The 22736-nt window shown below is 48.7% G+C and carries 22 protein-coding genes; 12 read left to right on the forward strand and 10 right to left on the reverse strand.

What is annotated here, in order from left to right; all coding sequences use genetic code 11:
• The first annotated feature begins 13 nt into the window (after nt 1-13).
• The 3 genes from melB (at nt 14) to NX722_RS05210 (ending at nt 3039) form a co-directional block, all read left to right on the forward strand.
• Nucleotides 14-1378: a melibiose:sodium transporter MelB gene (gene melB, locus NX722_RS05200; protein WP_262567029.1), complete on the forward strand. Its 1365-nt coding sequence runs from the start codon at nt 14-16 to the stop codon at nt 1376-1378.
• Between the two features lie 233 nt (nt 1379-1611).
• Nucleotides 1612-2250 carry a YceH family protein gene (locus NX722_RS05205; protein ID WP_262567030.1) on the forward strand — a complete coding sequence of 213 codons (639 nt, stop codon included), beginning with the start codon at nt 1612-1614 and terminating at the stop codon, nt 2248-2250.
• A 372-nt stretch (nt 2251-2622) separates the two neighbouring features.
• Nucleotides 2623-3039 carry a hypothetical protein gene (locus NX722_RS05210; RefSeq protein WP_262567031.1) on the forward strand — a complete coding sequence of 139 codons (417 nt, stop codon included), beginning with the start codon at nt 2623-2625 and terminating at the stop codon, nt 3037-3039.
• On the opposite strand, the gene NX722_RS05215 is transcribed toward NX722_RS05210, so the two are convergent.
• Nucleotides 2982-3419 carry a GNAT family N-acetyltransferase gene (locus tag NX722_RS05215; RefSeq protein ID WP_262567032.1) on the reverse strand — a complete coding sequence of 146 codons (438 nt, stop codon included), beginning with the start codon at nt 3417-3419 and terminating at the stop codon, nt 2982-2984. The two genes, NX722_RS05210 and NX722_RS05215, sit on opposite strands and share 58 nt — an antisense overlap.
• The gene (gene trmJ / locus NX722_RS05220; RefSeq protein WP_262567033.1) at nt 3412-4170 is read right to left on the reverse strand and encodes a tRNA (cytosine(32)/uridine(32)-2'-O)-methyltransferase TrmJ; all 759 of its coding nucleotides are present in this window, start codon (nt 4168-4170) and stop codon (nt 3412-3414) included. Before trmJ ends, NX722_RS05215 begins: the two co-directional genes overlap by 8 nt.
• A gap of 208 nt (nt 4171-4378) precedes the next feature.
• On the opposite strand from trmJ, the gene cydD reads away from it, so the two are divergent.
• From cydD to NX722_RS05235, 3 genes are read left to right on the forward strand one after another with little or no spacing between them, the layout of a single operon-like run.
• Entirely contained in the window at nt 4379-6241 is a 1863-nt protein-coding gene (cydD, locus tag NX722_RS05225) for a heme ABC transporter permease/ATP-binding protein CydD (RefSeq protein ID WP_262567034.1), read from the forward strand.
• Nucleotides 6234-7904 carry a heme ABC transporter ATP-binding protein/permease CydC gene (gene cydC / locus NX722_RS05230; RefSeq protein WP_262567035.1) on the forward strand — a complete coding sequence of 557 codons (1671 nt, stop codon included), beginning with the start codon at nt 6234-6236 and terminating at the stop codon, nt 7902-7904. The genes cydD and cydC overlap by 8 nt, the downstream gene beginning before the upstream one ends.
• A gap of 6 nt (nt 7905-7910) precedes the next feature.
• A complete protein-coding gene (locus tag NX722_RS05235; RefSeq protein WP_262567036.1) occupies nt 7911-8543 on the forward strand; it encodes a putative adhesin in 633 nt (210 codons plus the stop codon).
• A gap of 4 nt (nt 8544-8547) precedes the next feature.
• Here NX722_RS05235 and NX722_RS05240 read toward each other — a convergent pair whose 3' ends face one another.
• Nucleotides 8548-9390, reverse strand: a complete 843-nt coding sequence (locus tag NX722_RS05240; protein ID WP_262567037.1) for a DUF4258 domain-containing protein — start codon at nt 9388-9390, stop codon at nt 8548-8550.
• 160 nt (nt 9391-9550) lie between these two features.
• Nucleotides 9551-10012 (reverse strand): hypothetical protein, encoded by a 462-nt coding sequence (locus tag NX722_RS05245; RefSeq protein WP_262567038.1) that lies wholly within the window; start codon nt 10010-10012, stop codon nt 9551-9553.
• Nucleotides 10013-10166: 154 nt separating this feature from the next.
• On the opposite strand from NX722_RS05245, the gene NX722_RS05250 reads away from it, so the two are divergent.
• The gene (locus NX722_RS05250; protein WP_262567039.1) at nt 10167-11594 is read left to right on the forward strand and encodes a hypothetical protein; all 1428 of its coding nucleotides are present in this window, start codon (nt 10167-10169) and stop codon (nt 11592-11594) included.
• Between the two features lie 23 nt (nt 11595-11617).
• Here the strand turns inward: NX722_RS05250 and NX722_RS05255 are convergent, their stop codons facing one another.
• Nucleotides 11618-11923, reverse strand: coding sequence for a hypothetical protein (locus tag NX722_RS05255; RefSeq protein ID WP_262567040.1), 306 nt, complete (start codon nt 11921-11923; stop codon nt 11618-11620).
• A gap of 167 nt (nt 11924-12090) precedes the next feature.
• Nucleotides 12091-12324, reverse strand: a complete 234-nt coding sequence (locus NX722_RS05260; RefSeq protein ID WP_262567041.1) for a DUF3394 domain-containing protein — start codon at nt 12322-12324, stop codon at nt 12091-12093.
• Nucleotides 12325-12785: 461 nt separating this feature from the next.
• On the opposite strand from NX722_RS05260, the gene NX722_RS05265 reads away from it, so the two are divergent.
• Nucleotides 12786-13505: an alanine:cation symporter family protein gene (locus tag NX722_RS05265; protein ID WP_262567042.1), complete on the forward strand. Its 720-nt coding sequence runs from the start codon at nt 12786-12788 to the stop codon at nt 13503-13505.
• On the opposite strand, the gene NX722_RS05270 is transcribed toward NX722_RS05265, so the two are convergent.
• Nucleotides 13467-15104, reverse strand: a complete 1638-nt coding sequence (locus tag NX722_RS05270) for an IS1634 family transposase (RefSeq protein ID WP_262564376.1) — start codon at nt 15102-15104, stop codon at nt 13467-13469. The genes NX722_RS05265 and NX722_RS05270 overlap by 39 nt on opposite strands.
• 62 nt (nt 15105-15166) lie before the next feature.
• On the opposite strand from NX722_RS05270, the gene NX722_RS05275 reads away from it, so the two are divergent.
• Nucleotides 15167-15898, forward strand: a complete 732-nt coding sequence (locus NX722_RS05275) for an alanine/glycine:cation symporter family protein (protein ID WP_262567043.1) — start codon at nt 15167-15169, stop codon at nt 15896-15898.
• Nucleotides 15899-15992: 94 nt separating this feature from the next.
• On the opposite strand, the gene NX722_RS05280 is transcribed toward NX722_RS05275, so the two are convergent.
• The 3 genes from NX722_RS05280 to NX722_RS05290 all read right to left on the reverse strand — a co-directional run bounded on the left by NX722_RS05280 (nt 15993) and on the right by NX722_RS05290 (nt 20829).
• The gene (locus tag NX722_RS05280; protein WP_262567044.1) at nt 15993-16790 is read right to left on the reverse strand and encodes a hypothetical protein; all 798 of its coding nucleotides are present in this window, start codon (nt 16788-16790) and stop codon (nt 15993-15995) included.
• 373 nt (nt 16791-17163) lie between these two features.
• The gene (locus NX722_RS05285; protein ID WP_262567045.1) at nt 17164-19746 is read right to left on the reverse strand and encodes a TRAP transporter permease; all 2583 of its coding nucleotides are present in this window, start codon (nt 19744-19746) and stop codon (nt 17164-17166) included.
• A gap of 96 nt (nt 19747-19842) precedes the next feature.
• Nucleotides 19843-20829 carry a TAXI family TRAP transporter solute-binding subunit gene (locus NX722_RS05290; protein WP_262567046.1) on the reverse strand — a complete coding sequence of 329 codons (987 nt, stop codon included), beginning with the start codon at nt 20827-20829 and terminating at the stop codon, nt 19843-19845.
• Nucleotides 20830-21173: 344 nt separating this feature from the next.
• On the opposite strand from NX722_RS05290, the gene NX722_RS05295 reads away from it, so the two are divergent.
• The 3 genes from NX722_RS05295 to NX722_RS05305 all read left to right on the forward strand — a co-directional run bounded on the left by NX722_RS05295 (nt 21174) and on the right by NX722_RS05305 (nt 22728).
• Entirely contained in the window at nt 21174-21887 is a 714-nt protein-coding gene (locus NX722_RS05295; protein WP_262567047.1) for a hypothetical protein, read from the forward strand.
• 105 nt (nt 21888-21992) lie between these two features.
• Nucleotides 21993-22469: a YchJ family protein gene (locus tag NX722_RS05300; protein ID WP_262567048.1), complete on the forward strand. Its 477-nt coding sequence runs from the start codon at nt 21993-21995 to the stop codon at nt 22467-22469.
• Nucleotides 22470-22551: 82 nt separating this feature from the next.
• On the forward strand, nt 22552-22728 hold the full coding sequence (locus NX722_RS05305) for a hypothetical protein (protein WP_262567049.1): 177 nt from the start codon (nt 22552-22554) through the stop codon (nt 22726-22728).
• The last annotated feature ends 8 nt before the right edge of the window (nt 22729-22736 follow it).

Below are 22736 nucleotides of genomic sequence, written 5' to 3' on the forward strand. Positions count from 1 at the left end.
GGGGGAACTGGCCATGAGGGCTCAAACGGATAACCAACATATATCGTTAGGTACAAAACTCTCTTACGGACTCGGGGCATTAGGTAAAGATTTTGGCTGCGCGCCAATTTATATTTTCCTGATGTTTTATTACACCGATGTCGTTGGATTGTCTGCAGCCTTTGTGGGCGCCCTGTTTCTTGTAGCAAGGGTCATTGATGCATTCAGTGACCCTTTGATGGGGATGATTGTTGATAATACCCGTTCAAGGTTTGGTAAATTCCGCCCCTGGATACTCATTGGCACTTTGATCAACGCTATTGTCCTGATTATGCTGTTTAGCGCACACCTTTTTGACGGAACGTTTGTCTACGTCTATGCCGCTTTTACTTACGTTCTCTGGGGAGTGACCTACACGATCATGGACATTCCTTACTGGTCCATGATTCCTTCCCTGTCTTCTGAACGTTCTGAACGGGAGCATCTGGTGGTGTGGCCTCGTATTTTTGCAAGCATCGCCTGGACGGTGGTTGGAGGCTACGGGTTATATACTGTTGGTGTTCTGGGTGGTGGTGATCAGGGACAGGGCTTTCTGCTGATGAGTGTGGCCATTGCCGGCCTGTTCATCGCCAGTGCTTTCCTTGTTTTTTTCCGGGTCAGAGAAAAAATCGACGCCGGCAAGATTACACAGGAGAAGTTCAGTGTCAGTGATGTTAAAAACATTATCACTTCAAATGATCAGCTGAAATCCCTTATTGGCTTTGTTCTGTCGTTTAACGTTGCCATGCAGCTTATTGGTGGCTTTGGCATTTACTATTTTACTTATGCCATCAGCAGACCTGAGCTGTTCCCGATGTTCATGCTGGTTGCAGGTATTGCAGAATTCACGGGGATTTTCCTGTTCCCATGGATTTCCAAAGTGATTAATCGCCGCTTCATGTGGCCTGTCGCCTGCGTTTTTCCGATTCTGTGTTGTGCGGTTCTGTTCCTGGGCAGCCTCATAGCGCCCCAGAATGCCATTTTGGTGGGTATTGCCGGTGCTGCCGTAAAGTTTGGTAATGGCCTTTTTAATGGTTTGTCCACTGTAATGCTGGCTGACGTAGTGGATTATGGTGAGGAAAAAACCGGAATGCGCAGTGAAAGCATTATTTTCTCTGTCCAGACCATGCTGGTAAAAGCAGCAGGCGCTCTGGCAGGCTTCCTGGTTGGCTCAGGCCTGACACTGGTTGGTTACGTCGCCAACGAAGTTCAGACACCTGATACCATTGCAGGGCTTAAAGTTCTTATGCTTCTTGTTCCTCCGGTACTGGTGAGCCTGAGCGCATTGATTTATAAGAAAACTTACCGTCTGGACAAGCGTTTTCATGAAGCCGGCAAGCTGAATACAGCTAACGCCTAATCATCAAACGACCGCTTTGCAGACCCACTTTGCCCACATTTTTTATCCTGATGTGTGGGTCTGTTATAGCGGCTACCTTCTGCCTCGACCTTATGTGCGGTGGTTACGGAGCCGTTAAATGATTGATTGCTGCTCCCCTGAGCCCTTGTTTCCCGCTTTATTGATGTAAATCATTTCCAACCTGCTATACATTTCGACATAGTCTTTACTCATTGCTGTTCAGGAAGGTTATTGTGGATTTGAATCTGACATTGAACGAAGCTCGTGTGATTGGCTGCCTTCTGGAGAAGGAAAGTACAACGCCCGACCTGTACCCGTTAACGCTGAATTCCCTGTTGAATGCCTGCAACCAGAAAAGTAACCGGGATCCGGTGCTGTCACTGACGGTGGCTGATGTCAAAAGCACACTGGATGGCCTGGTTGAACAGCGTCTGGTCAGTGAAGAAGGTGGCTCCCGCACCAGCAAGTACCGCCATCGGTTCTGCAATACCCTGTTCAGTGACCTGAAATTTTCTGAGCAGGAACGAGCTATTGTCTGCGTAATGCTGTTGCGAGGTTCGCAAACGCCGGGTGAGATTCGCAGCCGGACCGGCCGGCTGACCCAGTTTTCAGACGTCTCACAGGTTGAAGCCGTGTTGCAGGATATGGCAGAAAAAGAGTGGGTCAGACAGCTGCCAAAGGAACCCGGAAAGCGCGAGTCCCGTTTCGCCCATCTGTTCTCCGGTGATATTGAGGTACAGCCCAGCCCTGTGAAGACCATAGCTGACGACAAATCCCGCATTCAGGAGCTTGAGCATGAAGTGAAGGTTCTGAAGGCCGAGATAGAACGTCTGAACCGGTTGCTTGAGTTGTCGGCGGATAGTGATGCTTAGAGGTGATGTTTAAAAATGCTGCCAGCCGGGAACTTGAAATATCATATCGAGTCTTAGAATAAGCGGCTTTATATCGTTTCATCTCACTTTACTGCTCATAACCAAAAGGTATGGAGGGCCTATGTACGATTCGTCAATAGCCCTTCGTCCCAAGAGGAACAGAACAATAGTTGATAGCTATCAGGATCCCCCTGATCTTGAATCTCTGAGGGTTCTATTCCCCGCAGCTTGCTGCGAACAACCATCAGAGACGAACTTTCATACCTCGGAGCTTGCTCCGAGGTAGTTGATTTAACCACCTCAGGCCTAAAAATAACGCCCCATGAGCAAGGCTACTGTGTCAGGGGGCTGGGTAATAAAGAGTTGGTTTCGTTGTCTGATACGGCTCGCTGGGAAGGCTATCTTTATAAAGCGGTCAAAGGGGCTCATCCCGCTATCCAGCAGGGAATATGCCGGGAATACTGGGAAGATCAGATTGATGAAAGCGTGAGTAATCTTCGATTTTTGTTAACGCTCCACAGCTCAGGCCCCTGGACTATGACCAGAATGGATAAATCGCTGGGGCTTCATGGCAGCCCGCAATATTTATTTGAAAATCGCAGCCCCGATAATCCACTCAAGTCAATCGATCCGGATAAAGCTCTGAGTGTCACCGAGTGGGGTGGTCTGACGAGAATGAACACCATTTCCTGGGATAGTAGTGATGAGCATGGCTCAGCAGCAAACCTGTCTTATGATGATGGAGAACTGGGAGAAGTAACATTGCCCCCCATTAACAAAAATACCTGACCATTCTTCCGGTAGTTTCTCCACGGCATGGCAATGTCTGCTGGCACGGCTTCGGGAGCCAGCTCTTCAAAACCGGCCAGAGCATAGAAGTGCCTGAGGTGTTGATAGGGGTAACACCAGCAGCGCAAAGGCGATAAAGCCTCAACAGTCTCCTTTACCAGCTCAAGCCCATAGCCACAGCCGCGCTTTGATAACGCCACCCAGACAGAGCGCAGCAGAAAACCTTCAGACCGGGGGCAGGCTCGCAGAGCGGCGATTATCTCGCCTTCGCTGCGCAGGACAAATACCCGCTCGTCGGAGCGGGCTTTGCCTTTGTGGCCGTTGGCTTTGAAAAAACGGTTAACCAGTGGATAGGCCACCGGTTGCATTTCCTCAATCATTCGTGTTGCCTTTCACACCGCTGGCTTTCTGAGCGCTGGACAGAATGCCCCGGAGCATATTCAGTTCTTTTGACTCCGGGCGCGCCCGGTTAAATAAGCGACGAAGTCTTTTCATCACCTTGCCCGGGTGCTGCTGAATAATAAAATCAATATCCGTCAGAGTTTGCTCAAGGTGCTGGTAGAAGCGCTCCAGTTCTTCCTGAAGAGGGTAGCTGTCTGCCTGTGGCTGAGCCTGTGGTTGAATAGTTGTTCGGCTAAAATGAACCGAAGCCTTACGCAGTTCGTAACAGAGAATTTGAATGGCTGAAGCAACATTCAGCACAGGGTAGTCCGGATTGGCATCAATGCAGGCATGAAAGTGACACTTCTCCAGTTCTTCGTTGGTCAGCCCCATGGTCTCCTGCCCAAACACCAGGGCAACAGGGCAATTAACAGACTCTTTCAGCAGGGCTTCGGCGCTGGCATCGGCTTCCAGCATCGGGCGATTACTGGTGCTGTTGCGTGAACGGGCGCTGGTACCAATCACCAGCGAACAGTCGGCAATGGCTTCATCCAGAGAAGAAAAAATGCGGGCGTTCGTCAGAACATCCATTGCGCCAGCCGCCATTGCATCGGCATCGGGGTCTGGATAGCGTTGCGGCGTCACCAGGCACAAATCACTTAAACCCATGGTTTTCATGGCTCGTGCGGCGGAGCCTATATTACCGGGGTGAAAGGTGTTAATCAGGATAATTCGAATATTTGACAACATGATCCGGGCGAATTTCAATTAAGGCAGGCATTATAATGTTGTTCCTGCCCCGCATAAATGGCTGCCAGAGAAATAGCAGGCTTCTCTTTATAACTTTCGTGTCTGAAAAATAATTAAAATTTGTACTGTGGTAATAATGGTCGTATCTGTTACAGTGCGGGTCTGTATTTTCCGAAGTTTGTTTTCTCTTTTGTGAGTTTCGTCTGGTATGAGCAGTTCGACGAATAAGACGGCTGAAAAAGCCGCCTATCGCTGGTTATTACGACAGGTTTCGCCTGCCCGCAAGTGGTTGATTGCCTCCGTTTCACTGGGTTTATTTAGTGGCCTTCTGTTGATTGTTCAGGCAGCCCTGCTGGCTGACAGTATCCATAAACTGGTCATGGACAGTGTGCCACGCACTGATCTGATGGGTGCACTGACCACGATTCTGCTGGTGTTGCTGGTTCGCTCTATCTGCAACTGGGGACGAGAAGTCTGTGGTTTCAATGCGGGTGTTCAGGTTCGGGAGAGCATTCGTTCAGCCCTTTTGCAGAAGCTGAAGCGACAGGGACCGGTCATGATCGCTACCCAGCCCGCTGGCAGCTGGTCCACCCTGCTGGTGGAACAGGTGGAAGAACTGCATGATTTCGTTGCCCGTTATCTGCCGCAAATGGCGCTGGCAGCGTTAATACCTCTGGTCATTGTGGTGGTAGCGTTTCCTTTTAACTGGGTGGCAGGCCTGATACTCCTTGGCACGGCACCGCTGATTCCACTGTTTATGATTTTTGTCGGACTGAAAGCGGCAGAAGCCAACCGTCGAAACTTTCAGGCTTTGAACCGGCTGGGTGGTTTTTTCCTTGACCGTTTGCAGGCGATGGAAACATTGCGGCTGTTTCAGGGAAGTGCTTACGAAAAGCAGCAGCTGGAACAGGCCAGTGATGATTTTCGGGTGAAAACCATGCAGGTCTTAAGACTGGCATTCCTGTCGTCTACCGTGCTGGAGTTTTTTGCCTCGATCTCTATCGCCATCCTGGCGGTGTATCTGGGTATGAGCTTTCTGGGGTATCTCAACTTTGGCAGTTATGGGGCTGAAGTCAGCCTGTTTACCGGACTGTTTTTATTGTTACTGGCACCGGATTTTTATCAGCCACTGCGTGACCTGGGTACTCATTACCATGCCAAGGCCAAAGCCATCGGTGCCAGCGATGACATTATCAAAGTGCTTAACGAGGAAGCGATCAATAGTCAGCAGGGTGGTCAGCCGTTGCCTGATGCCGGGTCGTTGAGCATCACCGCGTCCGGTTTGACGGTGGATGCTCCGGGTGGGCAGAACCTGCTGAATGATCTGTCCTTTTCCGTCAGAGCCGGAGAGCGCCTGGCTATTATCGGCCCGTCGGGTGCCGGTAAATCGACCCTGCTTAATACCCTGATGGGCTTCTGGCCCTATCGCGGACAGTTGCAGGTGAATGGCTGTGAATTCTGTGAGGTGGCTCCTGAGAGTTGGAGGAAGAACATTGCCTGGCTCGGGCAGCAACCGTTAATCATCTATGGCAGTGTTTATGACAATGTCTGCTTTGGTCGCAAACTGAGTCGGGAACAGGTGTTAAAGGCTTTGCATAAAGCTCAGGCGATGGAATTTATTGAAAGACTGCCATCGGGTATCGATACGCTGTTGCAGGAACAGGGGGGCAATGTATCTGTTGGGCAGGCACAGCGTATCGCCCTGGCTCGTGCCATCGCTGAACCGGTGAAACTACTGATTCTGGATGAGCCAACTGCCAGCCTTGATGCCCTGAGTGAGCGACTGGTTCTGGATGCCTTGGAGTCGATGCCTTTAGACTGTGCGGTCATCACTGTGACCCACCGGCTCGAACAGATTGATTCCATGGATCGGGTGCTGATGCTGGAAAGCGGAAAACTGGTGGCTGAAGGTGTTCCTGCCGAGTTGAAGTCTGGACAGTTTCAGTCAAACGACCGGTTCTCGCATTTTGTCACTGAGTTGAAACAGCAACAGGGACTTGTTGGTGGACTCGTTGGTGGACTCGCTGATGGAGCTGTTAATGGGGCTGTTAATGGAGTAGTCAATGGGTAACCTTCTGCCGTTTATTAAACTGTACCGTCGTCATCCTGGTGCTATGGCATTAGGTGTATTACTGTCATTGACCACATTGCTGGCAAGCCTTGGGCTTTTAGCCCTGTCTGGCTGGTTTATCACCTCAACCGCCATTGCCGGATTAACCATGGCGACGGCATCAAGTTTTAACTTCTTTACACCGGGTGCAGGCGTTCGGGGCTTTTCCATAGCGCGAACCGCCTCCCGTTATTTTGAGCGCCTGGTCAGCCACGATGCGACCTTTAAGCTGCTGGCCTGGTTACGGGGCTGGTTTTTTGCCCGCCTTGCACCGGTTCCCCTGCATCGTTTAAAGCGGTTTCGTAAGGGTGACCTGCTGAACCGGCTGGTGGCGGATGTTGATGCACTGGATCAGTTATACCTGCGAATGTTCAGCCCGATTCTGACGGCTGTTCTGGTGATTGTTATTCTTTCACTGGGGTTGAGCTGGTTCAGTACCACGCTTGGGTTGTCTGTGTTGCTGATGATGGGGGGCTGGTTATTGCTGCTGCCGCCATTGTTTTATGCGCTGGGTAAACACAGCAGTAAGGCGAAAGGCATCAGTCAGCAACAGCTCCGACAGGCTGCGCTGGATTATCTGCAGGGCATGGCTGAACTTCAGATTGTAGGTACTGAACCAGTTTTCCGGCAGCAGTTAGACGACAAAGAACGTCAGCTGCACCAGCATCAGGCGAGGCTCTCAAAACTGGAAGGCCTGGGCTCTGCGCTGTTGACGTTTGCAGCGGGCAGTTCTGCCGTAATCATGCTGTATCTGGCGGCGGGGGACTATCAGTCAGAGGTGATTTCAGGTCCTGTTATGGTGATGTCGGTCTTTGCGGTACTGGCAGGCTTTGAGGCACTGATGCCGGTTCCCGGGGCTTTCCAGTTTCTGGGCTTTACTGCACAGGCGGCGGGGCAATTAAAAGAAGTAATCGACCAGCCGCCCATGGTGTACGGTGAGCAGAAGCCTGAAGTAAAGGGGCTGATTGAGTTTGAAAAGGTCACCTTTTCTTATGGCGGATTGCAGGTGCTGGATCAGGTGACGCTAACTATTCCTGCCGGTCAGCACGTCGCGCTGGTTGGCAAAACCGGCTGTGGCAAATCAACACTGGCCGGTTTGCTGACCCGTTATAACGATTGCGACAGTGGTCAGGTATTAATTGATGGTGTGCCTGTCCCTGATTTCAGTGAACAGGCACTTTATCAGGCGCTGGCAGTGATTCCTCAGAAAACCCATGTATTAAGTGCTACGCTGCGGGATAACCTGAAGCTGGCTGATCACTCTGTCAGCGATGAACGCCTGCTTGAGGTCATACAGACGACGGGGTTAAACCAGTTAGCGGCAGCCCGCAGTAATAAGGCAACTCTTGACCTGTGGCTGGGGCAGGGCGGCATCACTCTGTCGGGTGGTGAGCAGCGTCGTCTTGCCATCGCCCGTGCCATGCTGAAGCAGGCGGACATCCTGATTATGGATGAAGCGTCTGAAGGGCTGGATCATTTCAGTGAACAGTTGTTGTTAGACCGTATTTTTGAGGCTTATCAGCATAAGACTGTAATTATGATTACTCATAAACAGAGCATGTTAGAGAAGATGGATGCGGTGTATCGGCTGGATGGCGGGTGTCTTTCAGTGGTCGCCGGGTGAACCGTTATGGATCATCCTTCCCCAAAAACAACCCGGTTACAACTGGGAGAAGGCGTCGCGCTTTACAGGCATAACTGGCATGGTGAAAATGTCCAGAACCTGATTATCATGGCGCATGGTCAAATCGTTAACAGGCATTCAGCTACGGGAATTTTCAGGCGCGTATTCAGGAAGTACCAGATCACAACGCCAGCATGGACAACACTGTTCTTCTACGCTCCTCATGGCACTGTTACTCGTAGTTGGCATGATTATTACCTGGTTGGTAAATACCCTCCTTTAGAGGCTTACCTGCCCGGGGAGAAAGTGTATAACTATGATTTGAGTTATGACAGTCAGTATACAAGCCCCGGCTTAATAAGTGCTTACCTGCGTAATAGCCGACCCCTTGATGACCCGGATCTGAGTCATCACCCTTTTCGGGTGTTTGATATTTTGACAACACCAACAAGGATACTCTGTTCGATCAGCCTTGAAACAGTACTCAAATTGCTTTACCAGACAGGACACATATATCCCAGAATTCATTGCTCATTTTGCCGTTACGAGGAGGGAACTCCAAAGCGTGATTACAGGCCGGGTTATCACGATCCGTCCGACTCCTGGATTATGGTAAGCCGGGAAGATTTGCTGCCATGAAACCTTAGTGGTTTGTCAGCCCCAGGTGTTCGCAGGCCTGTTGGGTCAACCGTTCAATGGCTTTGTCATTATTGCGATAAAGATTATCTGCCCGGAGAATCTCCCCATCCACCAGAGGTTGAAAATGTTCTGCTTTTAACCGGGCATCTTTAAGCCGCAGCTGCATAAACAGGCGTCTGAATTCGATCTCTTTGGGTGGCAGGTTTCGGGTTAACTCGTCGGTTGTCGCTTGCGTTTCTGTCTGGCTCAGCTGGTGGACAGGTTGCTCAGGCACGACCTCTCTTTCGGTAATAGTGGGTCGTGTAATGGGGGTGCGCCGGTGCTTTTTTCTGGTACCTGCTGGTTGCAGATAAGGTGTTACCGGTTGGGTAGCAGGCGCAACCGGCAGGGCAGAACCGATAGCTCCCATTTCCTGATGTTCTTTTTCTATATATCTGGTTAAAGCGCCCCGACTCTGGTCGGCCGCCAGCTCCAGCAGCTCACCACTGCTTTTATTCGCGGCAGTGACCAGGTCATCAAGGGTTTCCTTACTGATGGCTTTGTAGGGCTTTTCGGTCAGCACACCCCGGCTGTAACCCAGTTTGATAATGTTCGCCGTCTTCAGTAGCAGTCTGATGTCAGTTTCAGAAATATTCCGGTTACGCAGTTGCTGTTTAATATGGTTGATGGTTGCCTGGCTGGCTTTTGGCTCTGCCAGCCTGCCCAGCAGAGGCAGGGGTTTTACCAGACGACGTAACCCCCATAGCCTGCTAACTTCATTTTTACTGTCCAGCCATGTGTCTTTCTGTTGTAGCTTCTGCCAGGTAAATGCACCGACAATGTCCCTGGCTTTAATTGGATTGTTCATGTTGAATCATTATTTTCCCTGTCTGGATATATCGGCACAGGGCGGATAGTTTGCAATTCAGGGAGTTGTTAGCAATGATCATTCAACCAGTGATTGTTCGTCTGCCTCAATTGATGCTTCAGGGGATACAGAGAATTGGCACTTGGGTAGTATGAGACTTTTATTCATTGAAATGTTCCAGCACAAGTTGTGCAGCTTCCATTCCTTTGATGATTTTATCCTGCGGCATCAATAGCTTCTCATAATTTGGATTAACAGCTAGCCAGATTCGAGTGACGATGGCAGGCCAATAGCCTCGGCAGTTTATCATTCCCTCATTTTGGTTGCCAAACACCCATACTATACCAACGATGTAGTTCCCGGGAATATAGCTTGGAAAGTTGATCTCATAAATATCTTTTAAGATGGGATTGTTCAAAACTATAGAGGCATAAGGGTTGGACGAAGGTATGGCAAAACCTTTAAATTCTGTCGCGTCGATAAGGTAGACGAAACCTGAGCGGTCGCTCGGTAAAAAACGATTAGCTTTTGAAGGTTGAAAAGAGTACTGGCTACAGGCACTGGCACAAATGCTTGTTGATATACCGAATTTTCCTGTCGATCCCCGTTTAGCACCAATCATTTGGGTGAAAGTCTCATATTGACTCTCTTTTCAGGGTCTACAGCCCAATAAGTATGCAGTAGCAACAAATTTCCCTGCCCAGCAAGGGTAACGGCCAAACACCGCTATGATGTTTACTGATAAAACGACACCATATTAGTGAGAGGCCGCCCCGATGGAAGTATGTCAGCCACTGACTGAAGTCGCCAATTTTTCCTGTCATGCAATTCAGCAGCTTGATCATAAACTGGCAGCTCTGCGCGAACAGTACGACCCCATTCAACACTTTGAAGACTATGAAGGTGAAGTTCACAAGATTTTTGCTCAGGCAGAGCGAGGTGTTCTGGAAGAAGACTTATCCGGACTTGATGTTGACACCCCGGTCATTGAAGTCAACGGCACCTGTTACCATCGAGTATTGCGAAGTTCAGAAACCTATCAGACTGTTGCCGGTTCTATCAAAGTTCCACGAACGCTCTACCGCAACGGTCAGGATCGCTGCATCGTCCCGCTGGAACTCCGGGCGGGTATTGTCGAGGGATACTGGACACCAAGGGCGGCAAAGCAAGCTGTCTGGATGGTCGCTCAAATGCCACCGGGCGACGTGAAGAACCTGCTTGATCTGATGGGCAATATGTCGCCTTCGGAAAGTTCTCTGGCTCGACTCCCGAAGAAGTTTAACAATCAATGGGAGCCAAACAGGGAAGCCTTTGAGGGTATCCTCTGGGAAAGCGTTAAAGTTCCAGAAAAGGCGGTGACTGTGGCAGCGTCCCTCGACGGTGTTATGCTGCCAATGAAAGACGGCAAGCGTAAGGAAAAACGCGAACAAAATAAAAGTGACGGTAAGCGAACCCGTGGTCCAGCCGGTTGTCAGGAGGCCAGTTGTGGAACATTGTCGTTTTACGATACTCAGGGTGAACGCCTGTCAACAGTCAGAATCGGGCGTATGCCCGAAAGTAAAAAAGTAACTTTGAAGAACTCACTCTCTGAACTGCTGGATGAAGCCCTTCGGCAAAAGCCTGACCTGACTCTGGTTAAAGTGGCTGACGGAGCGAAAGACAACTGGACTTTCCTTGCCAATGAACTCCCGGAAGGCCACGAGATCGTAGACTTTTACCATGCTGCAGAACACCTGAAGAAGGCATTTGATCTGTCCTATGGAGAAAACAGTGCTAAATCCAAAGAAAAATTCACCACCTATCGCCACATTCTAAAGGAAGAGTTTGAAGGGGTTGAGAGAGTGATCAAGGCACTGGTCTACCAGTACAAGCGACATCCTCGACGATCAAAGCTGAAAACAGAGCTGGAATATTTCAGGAACAATCGCGCTCGTATGCAATACGCTGAACACTTGTCACAGAATCTGCCGATAGGTTCGGGAGTCATTGAGGCTGCTTGCAAAACCTTGGTTACGCGGCGTATGAAGTGCTCGGGCATGCGTTGGCGACTTCCGGGAGGTCAAGGGATTCTGACTCTTAGGTCATTAATCCAGAGCAAGCTGTTCGACAATGGTTGGAAGCTGCTGGCAGTGACTTATTGCTGTAAGGTTACGAAAACAGGAGTAAATAATGTCATCCCGTTCCCTTCGCAGAAGACAGAATGATAGTACCAGTCAATATGAGACTTTCACCCAATCATTTTCATCGCCTGTACCTTCTCATTACCTGTCAGCTGCATTTCAAATCGTCTTAGCTGCGCTGTAAAACCCTTCTCAAAAATAATATCTGGCGATCTGGCGTCGCCACGAAAAACATAGCCAGAAAAATAGGAAGGCATAACATCGACCAAAACAGCATCCGACCAGGGATCATCGGAACACCAGTTGCCATGGGTATAGCAGGATCCGGCTATATTCGTAGTATTTAGAAATTTATTAGGATTCGTCAGTTCAAGAACATTAGAGGGGTGAGTTAAGTTCTCAAGGGATAGCATCTTTGCCTCCGCTTCAGGATCAATACAAGTATTGATGGATCATCAAACCTGAAAATTTAGAAGAGCTTACAATCCGATTGCAAGCAGGCTTTTAGTTTAAAAGAAGCATAGTGGCTACTGTTACAGTAACCACTATCAAATGAGTCTCAGGAAATTGCTGAACAGGGTCAGGCAACAGAAACCGGCTCAGGTAATTGACTGCGCCGGCGCTGACCCAGAAAAATCAACCCAAGCAGCAACAGGGCAGGAATCCAGATCAGTTGCCTGGGTGGACGTTCGACCGGAATTTCCAGACGGTTAAGGGTCCAGTCAAAATCAATGCCGGCTCCTGCTGGTTGCAGATAAGATGTTACCGGTTGGGCAACAGGTGCAACCGGGAGAGCAGAACCGATAGCTCCCATTTCCTGATGTTCTTTTTCTATGTATCTGGTTAAAGCGCCCCGACTTCATGCTGACGTATCGTTTTTCTATGTCAGTGGGTATCGGACAAAAGCACAATATTTGCATTAAAGCGACAGGCTCCTGATAAAGCATTTGACTCCGGTCAGTAAACGTATTGGCAGAATGCTTCACAATACCTTCACAGTACCTTCACAAACTTAACAAGTTAAATAACCAGACAAATAAAAATACTTGCGCATACAGGCGTAACTCTGCTGGAGGAGTAGCAGCATGGGTAGTGAGAATAGCCGAACAATTCCAATAATCACCAGCGGTTTGGGTTTATCAGAAACCTGACCTGCTCCATCCGAAAATAAAACGATTAACCTGTCCGGCAGGCTCCTTTCACAGGCGTCTCTACCGACGGTTTCTATTTCCACTCATTGATTAAAACAGAAAAGAAAAGTAAGGGTAATGAATCATGGATTCTATTATGGGCGCCGTTAGTTGGGTGAACGGTATTCTCTGGGGGTATCTGCTGATTTTTCTGCTGGCAGGTACGGGAATCTGGTTTTCTATTAAGCTGAATTTTATTCAGGTTCGCTGGTTTAAAAAATCCATTCAATATACTTTTGGCAAAGGCGACGGTTCTAAAGCAGATGGTCAGGGAATGTCGTCTTTTCAGTCTTTAACGACAGCGGTCGCTGCTCAGGTCGGTACAGGTAACCTTGCTGGTGCTGCAACAGCCATAGCGGCGGGCGGCCCCGGTGCCATTTTCTGGATGTGGGTGACGGCATTCTTTGGTATGGGGACGGTGTTTGCAGAAGCTGTCCTGGCGCAGGAATATAAAGAAGACATCAATGGTCAGGTACGGGGCGGTCCTGCCTTTTACCTCAGTAAAGGTGTTGGCTCGAAATTCCTTGCGGTTTTTTTTGCGGTGTCCATTGTTATTGCCCTGGGCTTTATAGGCAATATGGTTCAGGCCAACTCCATTGGTGCAGCCTTTAATAATGCATTTTCTATCCCTCCTGTCGCTACGGGTGTTGTGGTCGCTATTATGTCAGGCCTGATCTTCCGGGGTGGTGTCAGCAGTATTGCAGCGTTTACCAGTCGGGTTGTGCCGTTTATGGCCATCCTTTATATCCGTCATTCAGCACCTATATCAGGAATAAATCTCTTGGTACGGTCGACCAAGAATTGAAATGATGGTTAATTGCCTCTCCTGCAAGCCAACGACATGTTTTTCATGACCATCGACCAATAAAACATTAATTCCCTGAAAGCAAAAAAATACCCAGCGTGCAGTCGGATTCTGATAGGGCTTTCGCTTCATATCCGGAAAGAACCTACTCTGACGCTTTAATTCATGCCTGATTCGATGCTGTATCGCTGCGTAGACTAACAGGCAAAGCGTCATCACCATAAGCAACGCTTCTATACGTTCCGGCTTCTTTAAAAACAGCGAGGAGACCAGAAATTCAGGGCTTTTAAGAAACCGAAATCCACGCTCCACCGACTGCTGTGATTTATAAGTGCTCAACACTTCTGCTGAACTTAGCCGGCTCCTGTCCAGATCATTTGTTGCCAACACAAAGCACCCCAGGGAAGCCTCTGCTACTTTACGACAGTCAACGGATACCCAAGGATGACCGCTGACATAATACTCCACGCTATCTGGTTTGCTGTCTTTCTCCGGACGTCCCACTTTGGTATAGCATGGTTTTGTCGTAATTACAGGTTCTGCCTGACAATAATTGCTTTTTGATTGCCACTCATTGAACGCACGCAATGCGTCCGTTTCACACTTGAACGGTTTCTTCGCCAGCTTGCTGGTCAGTGCTTCCGCTTCTTTTTCTGACTTTTTCAACAGTTTTTTGAGCAGTGTTTTCTGTTCGCTTTTCCGAGCCTGTTCACTGCGAATCAGAACCCACCGTTGAGATACATCCGCATAGTCGGACAGTACTTCGCAGCTCTCATAACCTTCGGCATCTTCAACCGGTGTCATCGCACAAGAAGCGACACTGTCCACAAGCTCTCTTGCGGATTTTATTTTAGCCGGAACCCGGGTGATGAACTGTTGCTTTTGCTGATGCAATATCTGTACATTGTCTGTTGTATAAAGTGCAGCATCGCCGATCAGGTAACGATTATTCAGCGCCTCTTTGTAGCATTTCAAATGCTTGCTGATGACTTTTTTAAAATTAGTGTTGTCGTTTATATTGCCACTGGATGCGGCCATGAATACGGGAATACCCGCCTGATTTTCAGTCATTAGGAGCAGTATCGCCTGATTTAATTCAGGTCGGTGATCTCTGCTGTATCCACGACAGATTTTAATGCAGTTCAGATCTTCTTCATCGACTTCAGACTCACTGTTATAACGACCGTCCACATGAAAGCTGGTTGAATCAAGATTCAGAGCATTACACGGCAGTTTCAAGACATTAACGGCCTTGACAGCCAGTGATAAATAGACCTCACTTACACCCAGTTCAAAAATTTGATCCAAGGCTCTGCCGAGTACACTTTCGTTGATATGTTCCGGCTCTATACCCGGCCGAATAAGTTTATCCAGTGGTTTGTCGGCGTGAAACTCAGGGAACATGTGGAGTGTGCGAGCAGTGAAGCCCAGTCCGTTAAGCAGCATTGAGACAACGGTTTCTCCGAAGGAAATCTTTCTGGTTTCAGATTGGTTGGGAACCAGAGAATCCAAGAGGTTAGCGATCCCGAGCTCTTTGCACATACCGGCCACCAACCCCGTATGGTCGATGCGTTGAATGTGAAATTGATGAGGTTGCATGGCATATGCTCAGTCTGAAAATTTTTTACATTTTAGATGGTTTTAGGAAATTCTCAGATTAAGTGCTGAATGACGGTTATATCATCGGTTCACTGTGGATTCTGGTGACCAACCTGCCTGCGGTAGTTGCCGGACTGAAAATGATTTTTATTGGTGCCTTTGACCCTATGGCTGCTACGGGTGGTGTTCTGGGCGCAACTATTAAAGAAGCGGTTCGTTATGGTGTTGCGCGTGGTCTTTTTTCCAATGAAGCGGGTATGGGTTCTACGCCTCATGCTCATGCTGTCGCGAAGGTAAAGCACCCGGCTGAGCAGGGTGCGGTCGCTATGTTCGGGGTGTTCTTTGATACGTTTATCATCCTGACTATCACTGCCCTGGTTATTCTGACCGTACCTGTTGATGGCACCATGACCGGTATTGCCCTGACCCAGAGTGCTTTCAGTGCCAGTATGGGCAGCTTTGGTGGTGTATTTATCGCCGTTGCATTGCTCTTCTTCGCATTCTCAACCATTGTTGGCTGGTATTTCTTTGGCGAAGCAAATATTCGCTATCTGTTCCGCAGTGATAAAGCGGTCAGCGTTTATGGCTGGCTGGTGATGCTGTTTGTTTTGCTGGGCTGTATGCTGAAAGTGGAGCTGGTCTGGGAGCTGGCGGATATGTTTAACGGAATGATGGTTCTGCCTAACCTGATTGGTTTGCTGATACTGGGTAAAGTCGTCACCAAACGAGTCAGAGAGTTTGAAAAAGACGACAGTGGTGAAAAAGACAGGGAATTGAAAGAAGCGACAGAATAAATTCTTTTCCAGAAGCCATCGGTTCTGATAAAAGCGATGGCTTTTATCGCTCAATGTCAAAATGACCTCGCACGGAGGTGTGGTAATGGTCTGTTTACTGTAGTGAGCATCCAGAATTCCAATTAAAATAGGTGAAGGGTTGCAACGATTGTTGGAATGGTTCTGTTAATGCTTGTAGCGGAGCTGTTGATGTTCGAGACGAACTACTTTGTCTGAATAGATTAAGCGCATTATTTTCGTCTATCCAAAATAAAAATATAAAATGTGCATTCCCAGTGTTCGAATCAGAGGTAAAAAATGGGAGTAATGAGTCATAGAATTGATTTAACCCCTTATTGAGAGCTTTAGATAAGTCATTCTTTTGTGCAGTAATATCTCCTTGTATCTTGAGAAGAGTCTTACGTGAAGAATTATCATTAAATTCTTGGCTTGACTCGTTTGATTGAATGGATGTGGAGGAAGAAGATTGTACGGAAGAACGTTGTACGGTTACCTCAAAAACTGACAGCCTGTTTACTTCAGCAAGTCGTTGTCTTACTAAATTACTATAAACTGAAAGGTCAATGTCAGGATTAGCCACTGATTGTCCAGTGCTAATGCATTCAAAATCATTTAAAATATCTGTTCTTAATCTCTCCATAAACTCACTGAGTTGCTCAACTTTGTTATCAGATTCCGGAGAATCTTCACCATTGGACGTTGAAGAAACTGAAACACTCAAGGCAGGGTTTTCTTCAGAGGTATTGGTGGACTGTGTAGAATTTTGGGGGGAAGCTGTTGAAGTTTGAGAGTTTATCGATAAGTTTATTTTTTTACCTGCATACAGTGGAAAAGCTAAAAAAAGCTGTCCCAATATCAACCAGGTTGATAGTTTTTTTGCTGTTAAATGCAAAATATTTCTCCTTGATTGTGACTATTCGGCTCAAAAAAATAATTCAGTTGCTTTCCGTTGGTTGCCGGTCACGTCTGAGAGGGCGTAGTTTTAACCTGAGGCAAGCAACAGGCGGTTGTTAAAAATAGTACATTTTCAATCTTCTGCCTTCTTCATCATGACCGGGTTTGCAAACAGAACTCTGTTGCAATGATAATTTGGAATTCGGGAGCCGTTTAAATTATGAAAGAGAATAAAAACCTGGAAACTATCACTGAGTTTCCGAGTAGGCATGAGCTTGATAACCAAATCACTTATGTGACTCTATGTCAGACAGGAGACTACTGTTCAAAAAGTGGCTGTATAAACAGCCACTCTACGGATATTCAGGCAGTTAGCTAACTGCAACCGGCTTGGCCAGTTGACTACGTCGACGCTGCCCTAGAAAAATCAACCCAAGCAGCAACAGGGCCGGAATCCAGATCAATTCTCTGGGTGGTCGTTCCACCGGAATTTCCAGACGATTAAGGCTCCAGTCAAAATCAATACCGGCGGATTCTGCCGGGCTGTCAAAGCGGATCATATCCACCTTGAGTTCGCCGTCAGACTGATAAGTTTGCAGGCCCATAAAGCTGAGTTGTTGCTCCGCACCTGTTTCAGAACCCGTGGGTAGAATACTGAGTTTGCTGACCATTCTGCCATCGAGATTTTCTCCGGACACCCAGAGTCGGATTTCGTCATCCAGTGGTGCTTTCTCCAGCCCGGCAATAATCTGCTCACCTTCAAAGGTTTCATAAGGATCATAAATCTGATCCCACCAGAAACCGGGACGGAACAGGGTAAAGGCGATCAACAATAAACCAATGGTCTCATACCAGCGGGTTTTGGTTAGCCAGTAACCCTGGGTAGCCGTCGCAAAAACCAGCATGGCAACCAGGGCGCCTGATACCACCAGAACCAGTTGCAGCCAGCTAGTCACACCAATCAGTAACAGTTCGGTGTTAAAGATAAACATAAACGGCAGAACTGCGGTACGGATATCGTAGGTGAAACCCTGAATACCGGTCCGGATCGGGTCGGAACGGGCGATCGCTGCGGCAGCAAACGCAGCCAGCCCTACCGGAGGCGTATCATCCGCCAGAATGCCAAAGTAGAAGACAAACAGGTGTACGGCGATCAGTGGGACGATCAGTCCGGACTGGGCTCCCAGGGTAACAATGACCGGTGTCATCAGGGTCGAAACAACAATGTAGTTGGCGGTGGTTGGCAGTCCCATGCCCAGCACCAGACAAATCACCGCAGTGAACACCAGCATAAGGATGATATTGCCGCCGGAAATCCATTCCACAAACTCGGTCATCACCAGCCCGATACCCGTCAGGGTAACGGCACCCACAACAATACCGGCGGTAGCGGTGGCGACACCGATGCCAATCATATTGCGTGCGCCACCTAACAGGCCATTGAGCATATCGAACCAGCCTTGCCTGATTTCACTGACGTCAGGTTGTTTACGAAATAGGGAGAGCAGGGGTTTATGGGTCAGGGTGATCACAATCATGACCAGGGTTGACCAGAATGCAGACAGTCCCGGAGAGAAGCGTTCAACAGTCAGGCACCAGAGCAGTACGACAATGGGCAATAAATAATAAAGACCGCGTTTCAGTGTCGGGCCGGGCTCGGGCGTATGGCTGAGCGTGGCTTCAGTATCTTCAGGCAGGTCCGGTTGCAGCGAGGCAAGCTTCACAAGACCCACGTAGCTCATCAGCAAGGCACTACCAATAATGTACTGGGCATAGTCGCCCATATAGCTTCGGGTCCAGCCAATACTGTAATAGACGGCAGCCCCCATAATGCAAAGCCCGGCAAAGGTTCCGGTAAACGACAGCAATGCCTGTAGTTTGGTGCGGGTGTGCCTGCGTGGCAAACCTTCCATTCCGGCTTTAACCGCTTCAAGGTGAACGATATAGAACAGGGCAATGTAGGAGATAATGGCGGGCAGCAATGCCGCCTTGATTACTTCCAGATAGGAAATTCCGACATACTCCACCATGAGAAAGGCAGCAGCCCCCATAATGGGTGGAGTCAGCTGACCATTGGTGGAGGCGGCGACTTCTATGGCCCCGGCTTTATGAGGAGGGAAGCCCACCCGTTTCATCAATGGAATGGTAAAGGTTCCGGTGGTGACAACGTTAGCAATGGATGAACCAGACACCACACCACTCAGGCCAGAAGACACCACTGCCGCCTTGGCAGGACCCCCGCGCATGTGGCCCAGCAGAGAGAAAGCTACCTGAATGAAGTAGTTTCCGGCACCGGCTCTTTCCAGCAGTGCGCCAAACAGTACAAACATAAAGACAAAGTTAGTGGATACCCCCAGCGCAACTCCGAACACCCCTTCAGTGGTGATCCAGAAGTGGGACATGGCTTTATTAAAACTGGCGCCTTTATGGGCTATAACGTCCGGCATATAGGGGCCGGCAAAGGCATAGGTAATAAACACCAGGGCGACCACCATCAACGGTGGTCCTAACGCACGACGGGTGGCTTCCAGTAGCAGAGTAATGCCGGAAGCTGCGATAAACAGATCCATGGTTGTTGGTGCGCCGGAGCGATAAGCCAGCTCGGTGCTGAACAGATACAGATAGGCCGAACTGAAACTGGCCAGTAGCGCCATGATCCAGTCGTAAAAAGGTATGTGATTCCTATACGACTTACGACGTGCAGGGAATGCCATAAAGGCAAGAAAAACGGCAAAGCTCAAATGAATGGCACGCGCCTGAGTGTCATTGAAAATACCGGCTTTGAAAATAAAAGGCAGTGGTGATGCATACCAGAGTTGAAACAGAGACCAGCAGAGTGTAACAGCAAGGATTAGCCGACCAGTAAGACCGACCGGGCTACGTGCTCCCTGATCAGACTGCCGGGCTATTTTCTGTGCTTCCCTGAGCGCCTCTTTTGACGTGTTGACTTCCATGGGGATACCTGACCTGAACGTTAACCGAAGATACTCGCAAACGGCAGCAAAACCCGGTTAACCGGGTTTTGCCATTGCATGATTGACGGACAAGAATTACTTCTTGATCAGGCCTGCTTCCATAAAGTAGCGTTTTGCGCCTTCGTGCAGAGGGGCGGAAAGGCCGTCAGAGATCATCTCTTCCTTCTTCAGGGTGCCAAATGCCTGGTGCATCTGCTTGAAGGTGGACAGGTCTTCGAACACGGATTTGGTCACCTGATAAACGGTTTCATCGCTCAAACGGGTTGAGGCAACAAAAGTAGCGGCAACACCAAAGGTCTGTACATCGACGTCGTTACCACGGTACATGCCACCGGGAATGGTAGCGGTACGGTAATAAGGGTTTTCGCTGAGCAGTTTTTCAACGGCTGGGCCAGTGACGGTGACAAGGTTGGTGTCACAAGAGGTCGTGGCTTCTTTCAGGGAACCACTGGGATGGCCTGCGGTGAACACAAACGCATCAATCTTGTTGTCACACAGGGCTTTGGCCTGTTCAGAGGACTTGAGTTCAGAGGTCAGTGAAAAGGCTTTGGTGGTCCACCCTTTGGCGGCCATTATTTGCTCCATGGTGCCGCGCTGGCCGGAACCCGGGTTGCCAATATTGACCCGCTTGCCTTTCAGGTCATCAAACGTCTTGATGTTGGCGTCTTTACGGGCAAGGACAGTGAAGGCTTCCGGGTGCAGGGAGAAGACTGCCCGCAGCTCTTTATCCGGGCCATTGGACTCAAATTTGCTGGTGCCGTTGGTGGCATGATATTGCCAGTCGGACTGAACAATACCCATGTCCATGTCACCTGCACGAATGGTGTTCAGGTTGTAGCTGGAACCACCGGTAGACTCAACAGAACAGCGAATACCAGTATCTTTGCGGGTTCTGTTAACCAGCCGGCAGATGGCGCCACCGGTCGGGTAGTAAACTCCGGTTACCCCGCCGGTACCGATGGTGACAAACTGCTGTTGAACGGTTTGAGCATTGGCGCTGACTGAAGAAACCGCTATGCTCGCTCCAAAAATGGCCATACTTAATTTTTTTAGTAATGTCATTGGCTATTCTCTGTTGTGGTTATTGTCGTTTTTGCTACTTCCTGTTCATGGCTATTTGCCACAAAACTCCATTTGTATCATCAGGGAAACTGAAACCTGATTACAAGGCACCAGTTGTATATCATACTTTTTTTATTCATTAAACTGCCTTGTAGCAATGTTTCAGACCATTTAGCTACCCTTTTGTTTTTAAATCTGTGCCCTTATGAGGGAAAACGGATCTATTCTTATAAGGTTGTGAAAGTGTCAGATTTCTGAATCGTCTGGTATGAATAGCGATATATGAAGGCGAAGGAGCATTTTTTACCTTTACGACAGGGCTTTTAGCCCTTGAGGAGTAAGACATGCCGTCATGGTACGACCGAAGAAAGTACAGCAAAGGATTGAGGGATGTTGCTGAGACTCACCGTTCAGAGCAGTTTCGGGAAGACCGGTTCAGGCGACAGTACTTTCTGAGTAAATTTGAATTACGAGCCAGAGGGTATGAGAGAATTATACTTAAACAAGGGTGTGGTTGTGTTATTCATGGATCGTTTGATGGCTTTATTTCAGTGAATCATTGCACCATTAAATTAACGCAACCCAAACCCCCCGGAGGTCAAAGACCTGCACCAGAATTTGTAGTGGCTGTTTGCATGATTCCACCCCATAGAAGGGTCTCGTTAGATGTCAAAGTAGAGGGTAAATCTAAGGCTGCGTCGCCCCTGGTCGAGTTTTGGCATTCAACAGATGCTGTTGGTTCCAGCAATTATAGCCCGGATACATTGTTGATGAGGGTCAAGCACTTTGCCTCCGCAAGTAAGGCTAATATCGCAGAGGCCAGAATGCTTCTATCCGATATTGCTTTCACCATGCCACCAGCAAACTCTGAAATAAAGGATCACCAGGGCTATTTCATTGACAGAAGAGGTTCGGGACAAGATTTTATTGAGTGTGCCGCTCTGGAAATAACGGGTAGTCAGGATAAAGACTTCTGTTACCCGATTATGATAAAACGTGATATGGAAAAGATCTTGCGACTGGTCGAAGAAGAAGAAGATACAAGCGAAAAAGGGTAGTATGCAACACCCCGGGGATGGGTATTCTGCCAGCTGTTATAAACCCGGCTACCTGTTTGTGGAACCAGCCCCGGGCTTGAGTTATTGATTTTCAGGAACCTGTCAATGAAGAGCATACCTTCCGAATCATTATGCCCGTGCGGAAGTGGTCAGACTTATCAGCACTGTTGTGAAGTGTTTCATACGGGGAAACCCGCCCCTACAGCAGAGAAGCTGATGCGGTCCCGTTTTTGTGCCTACTATCTCAAAAATGTTGCTTACCTGCAGGAAACCACCTGGCCCCGTCAACACGACGGGCTGGATAAATCGGGCATTATGAACCGGGTCGATGCGACGCAGTGGACACGACTGGATGTTGTTCGTACCGAAGCCGGACAAGCAGAAGACAGCAAAGGCATCGTTGAATTCAAGGCGTGGTACAAAGACGGAGCCGGTGAATCTGCTCACCATGAAACATCAGACTTTATCCGGGAGAACGGGCGCTGGTACTTTATCTATCCGGATATTCCGGCAAAACTGCCGGGGCGCAATGATTCCTGTCTATGTGGCAGCGGCAAAAAATTCAAAAAATGCTGTGGCTGAACAGTTGATGTAATCACGAACAGGAAACTCCCGCGTAAATTCGTTACACTTCCTGTCAGAAAAAGACCAACAGGAGTCCATTGTGAAAGCGGGGAAATTTGTCATCAGCCTGTTTATTCCCTTTGCCCAACCTCTCTACTCTGTTTTGCTGAGGCTGTTGCCTCTGGTGCTGTTTGTTCATGTGCTGGAACAGTGGCGTTTTCTCGCTCAAGGTTGTTTGGATGGTGTTTTAAGCAATGGGAACTCCTCTATCGGTTAAAGATCGCC

The sequence above is a fragment of the Endozoicomonas gorgoniicola genome, assembly GCF_025562715.2.
Taxonomy (GTDB): domain Bacteria; phylum Pseudomonadota; class Gammaproteobacteria; order Pseudomonadales; family Endozoicomonadaceae; genus Endozoicomonas_A; species Endozoicomonas_A gorgoniicola.

What these genes read in the sequence shown, in the direction of transcription:
- melB (WP_262567029.1), top strand. Translation starts at nt 14, where the DNA reads ATGAGGGCTCAAACGGATAACCAACATATATCGTTAGGTACAAAACTC.
- NX722_RS05215 (WP_262567032.1), bottom strand. Translation starts at nt 3,419, where the DNA reads ATGATTGAGGAAATGCAACCGGTGGCCTATCCACTGGTTAACCGTTTT.
- trmJ (WP_262567033.1), bottom strand. Translation starts at nt 4,170, where the DNA reads ATGTTGTCAAATATTCGAATTATCCTGATTAACACCTTTCACCCCGGT.
- cydD (WP_262567034.1), top strand. Translation starts at nt 4,379, where the DNA reads ATGAGCAGTTCGACGAATAAGACGGCTGAAAAAGCCGCCTATCGCTGG.
- cydC (WP_262567035.1), top strand. Translation starts at nt 6,234, where the DNA reads ATGGGTAACCTTCTGCCGTTTATTAAACTGTACCGTCGTCATCCTGGT.
- NX722_RS05235 (WP_262567036.1), top strand. Translation starts at nt 7,911, where the DNA reads ATGGATCATCCTTCCCCAAAAACAACCCGGTTACAACTGGGAGAAGGC.
- NX722_RS05240 (WP_262567037.1), bottom strand. Translation starts at nt 9,390, where the DNA reads ATGAACAATCCAATTAAAGCCAGGGACATTGTCGGTGCATTTACCTGG.
- NX722_RS05245 (WP_262567038.1), bottom strand. Translation starts at nt 10,012, where the DNA reads ATGATTGGTGCTAAACGGGGATCGACAGGAAAATTCGGTATATCAACA.
- NX722_RS05250 (WP_262567039.1), top strand. Translation starts at nt 10,167, where the DNA reads ATGGAAGTATGTCAGCCACTGACTGAAGTCGCCAATTTTTCCTGTCAT.
- NX722_RS05255 (WP_262567040.1), bottom strand. Translation starts at nt 11,923, where the DNA reads ATGCTATCCCTTGAGAACTTAACTCACCCCTCTAATGTTCTTGAACTG.
- NX722_RS05260 (WP_262567041.1), bottom strand. Translation starts at nt 12,324, where the DNA reads ATGGGAGCTATCGGTTCTGCTCTCCCGGTTGCACCTGTTGCCCAACCG.
- NX722_RS05265 (WP_262567042.1), top strand. Translation starts at nt 12,786, where the DNA reads ATGGATTCTATTATGGGCGCCGTTAGTTGGGTGAACGGTATTCTCTGG.
- NX722_RS05270 (WP_262564376.1), bottom strand. Translation starts at nt 15,104, where the DNA reads ATGCAACCTCATCAATTTCACATTCAACGCATCGACCATACGGGGTTG.
- NX722_RS05285 (WP_262567045.1), bottom strand. Translation starts at nt 19,746, where the DNA reads ATGGAAGTCAACACGTCAAAAGAGGCGCTCAGGGAAGCACAGAAAATA.
- NX722_RS05290 (WP_262567046.1), bottom strand. Translation starts at nt 20,829, where the DNA reads ATGACATTACTAAAAAAATTAAGTATGGCCATTTTTGGAGCGAGCATA.
- NX722_RS05295 (WP_262567047.1), top strand. Translation starts at nt 21,174, where the DNA reads ATGCCGTCATGGTACGACCGAAGAAAGTACAGCAAAGGATTGAGGGAT.
- NX722_RS05300 (WP_262567048.1), top strand. Translation starts at nt 21,993, where the DNA reads ATGAAGAGCATACCTTCCGAATCATTATGCCCGTGCGGAAGTGGTCAG.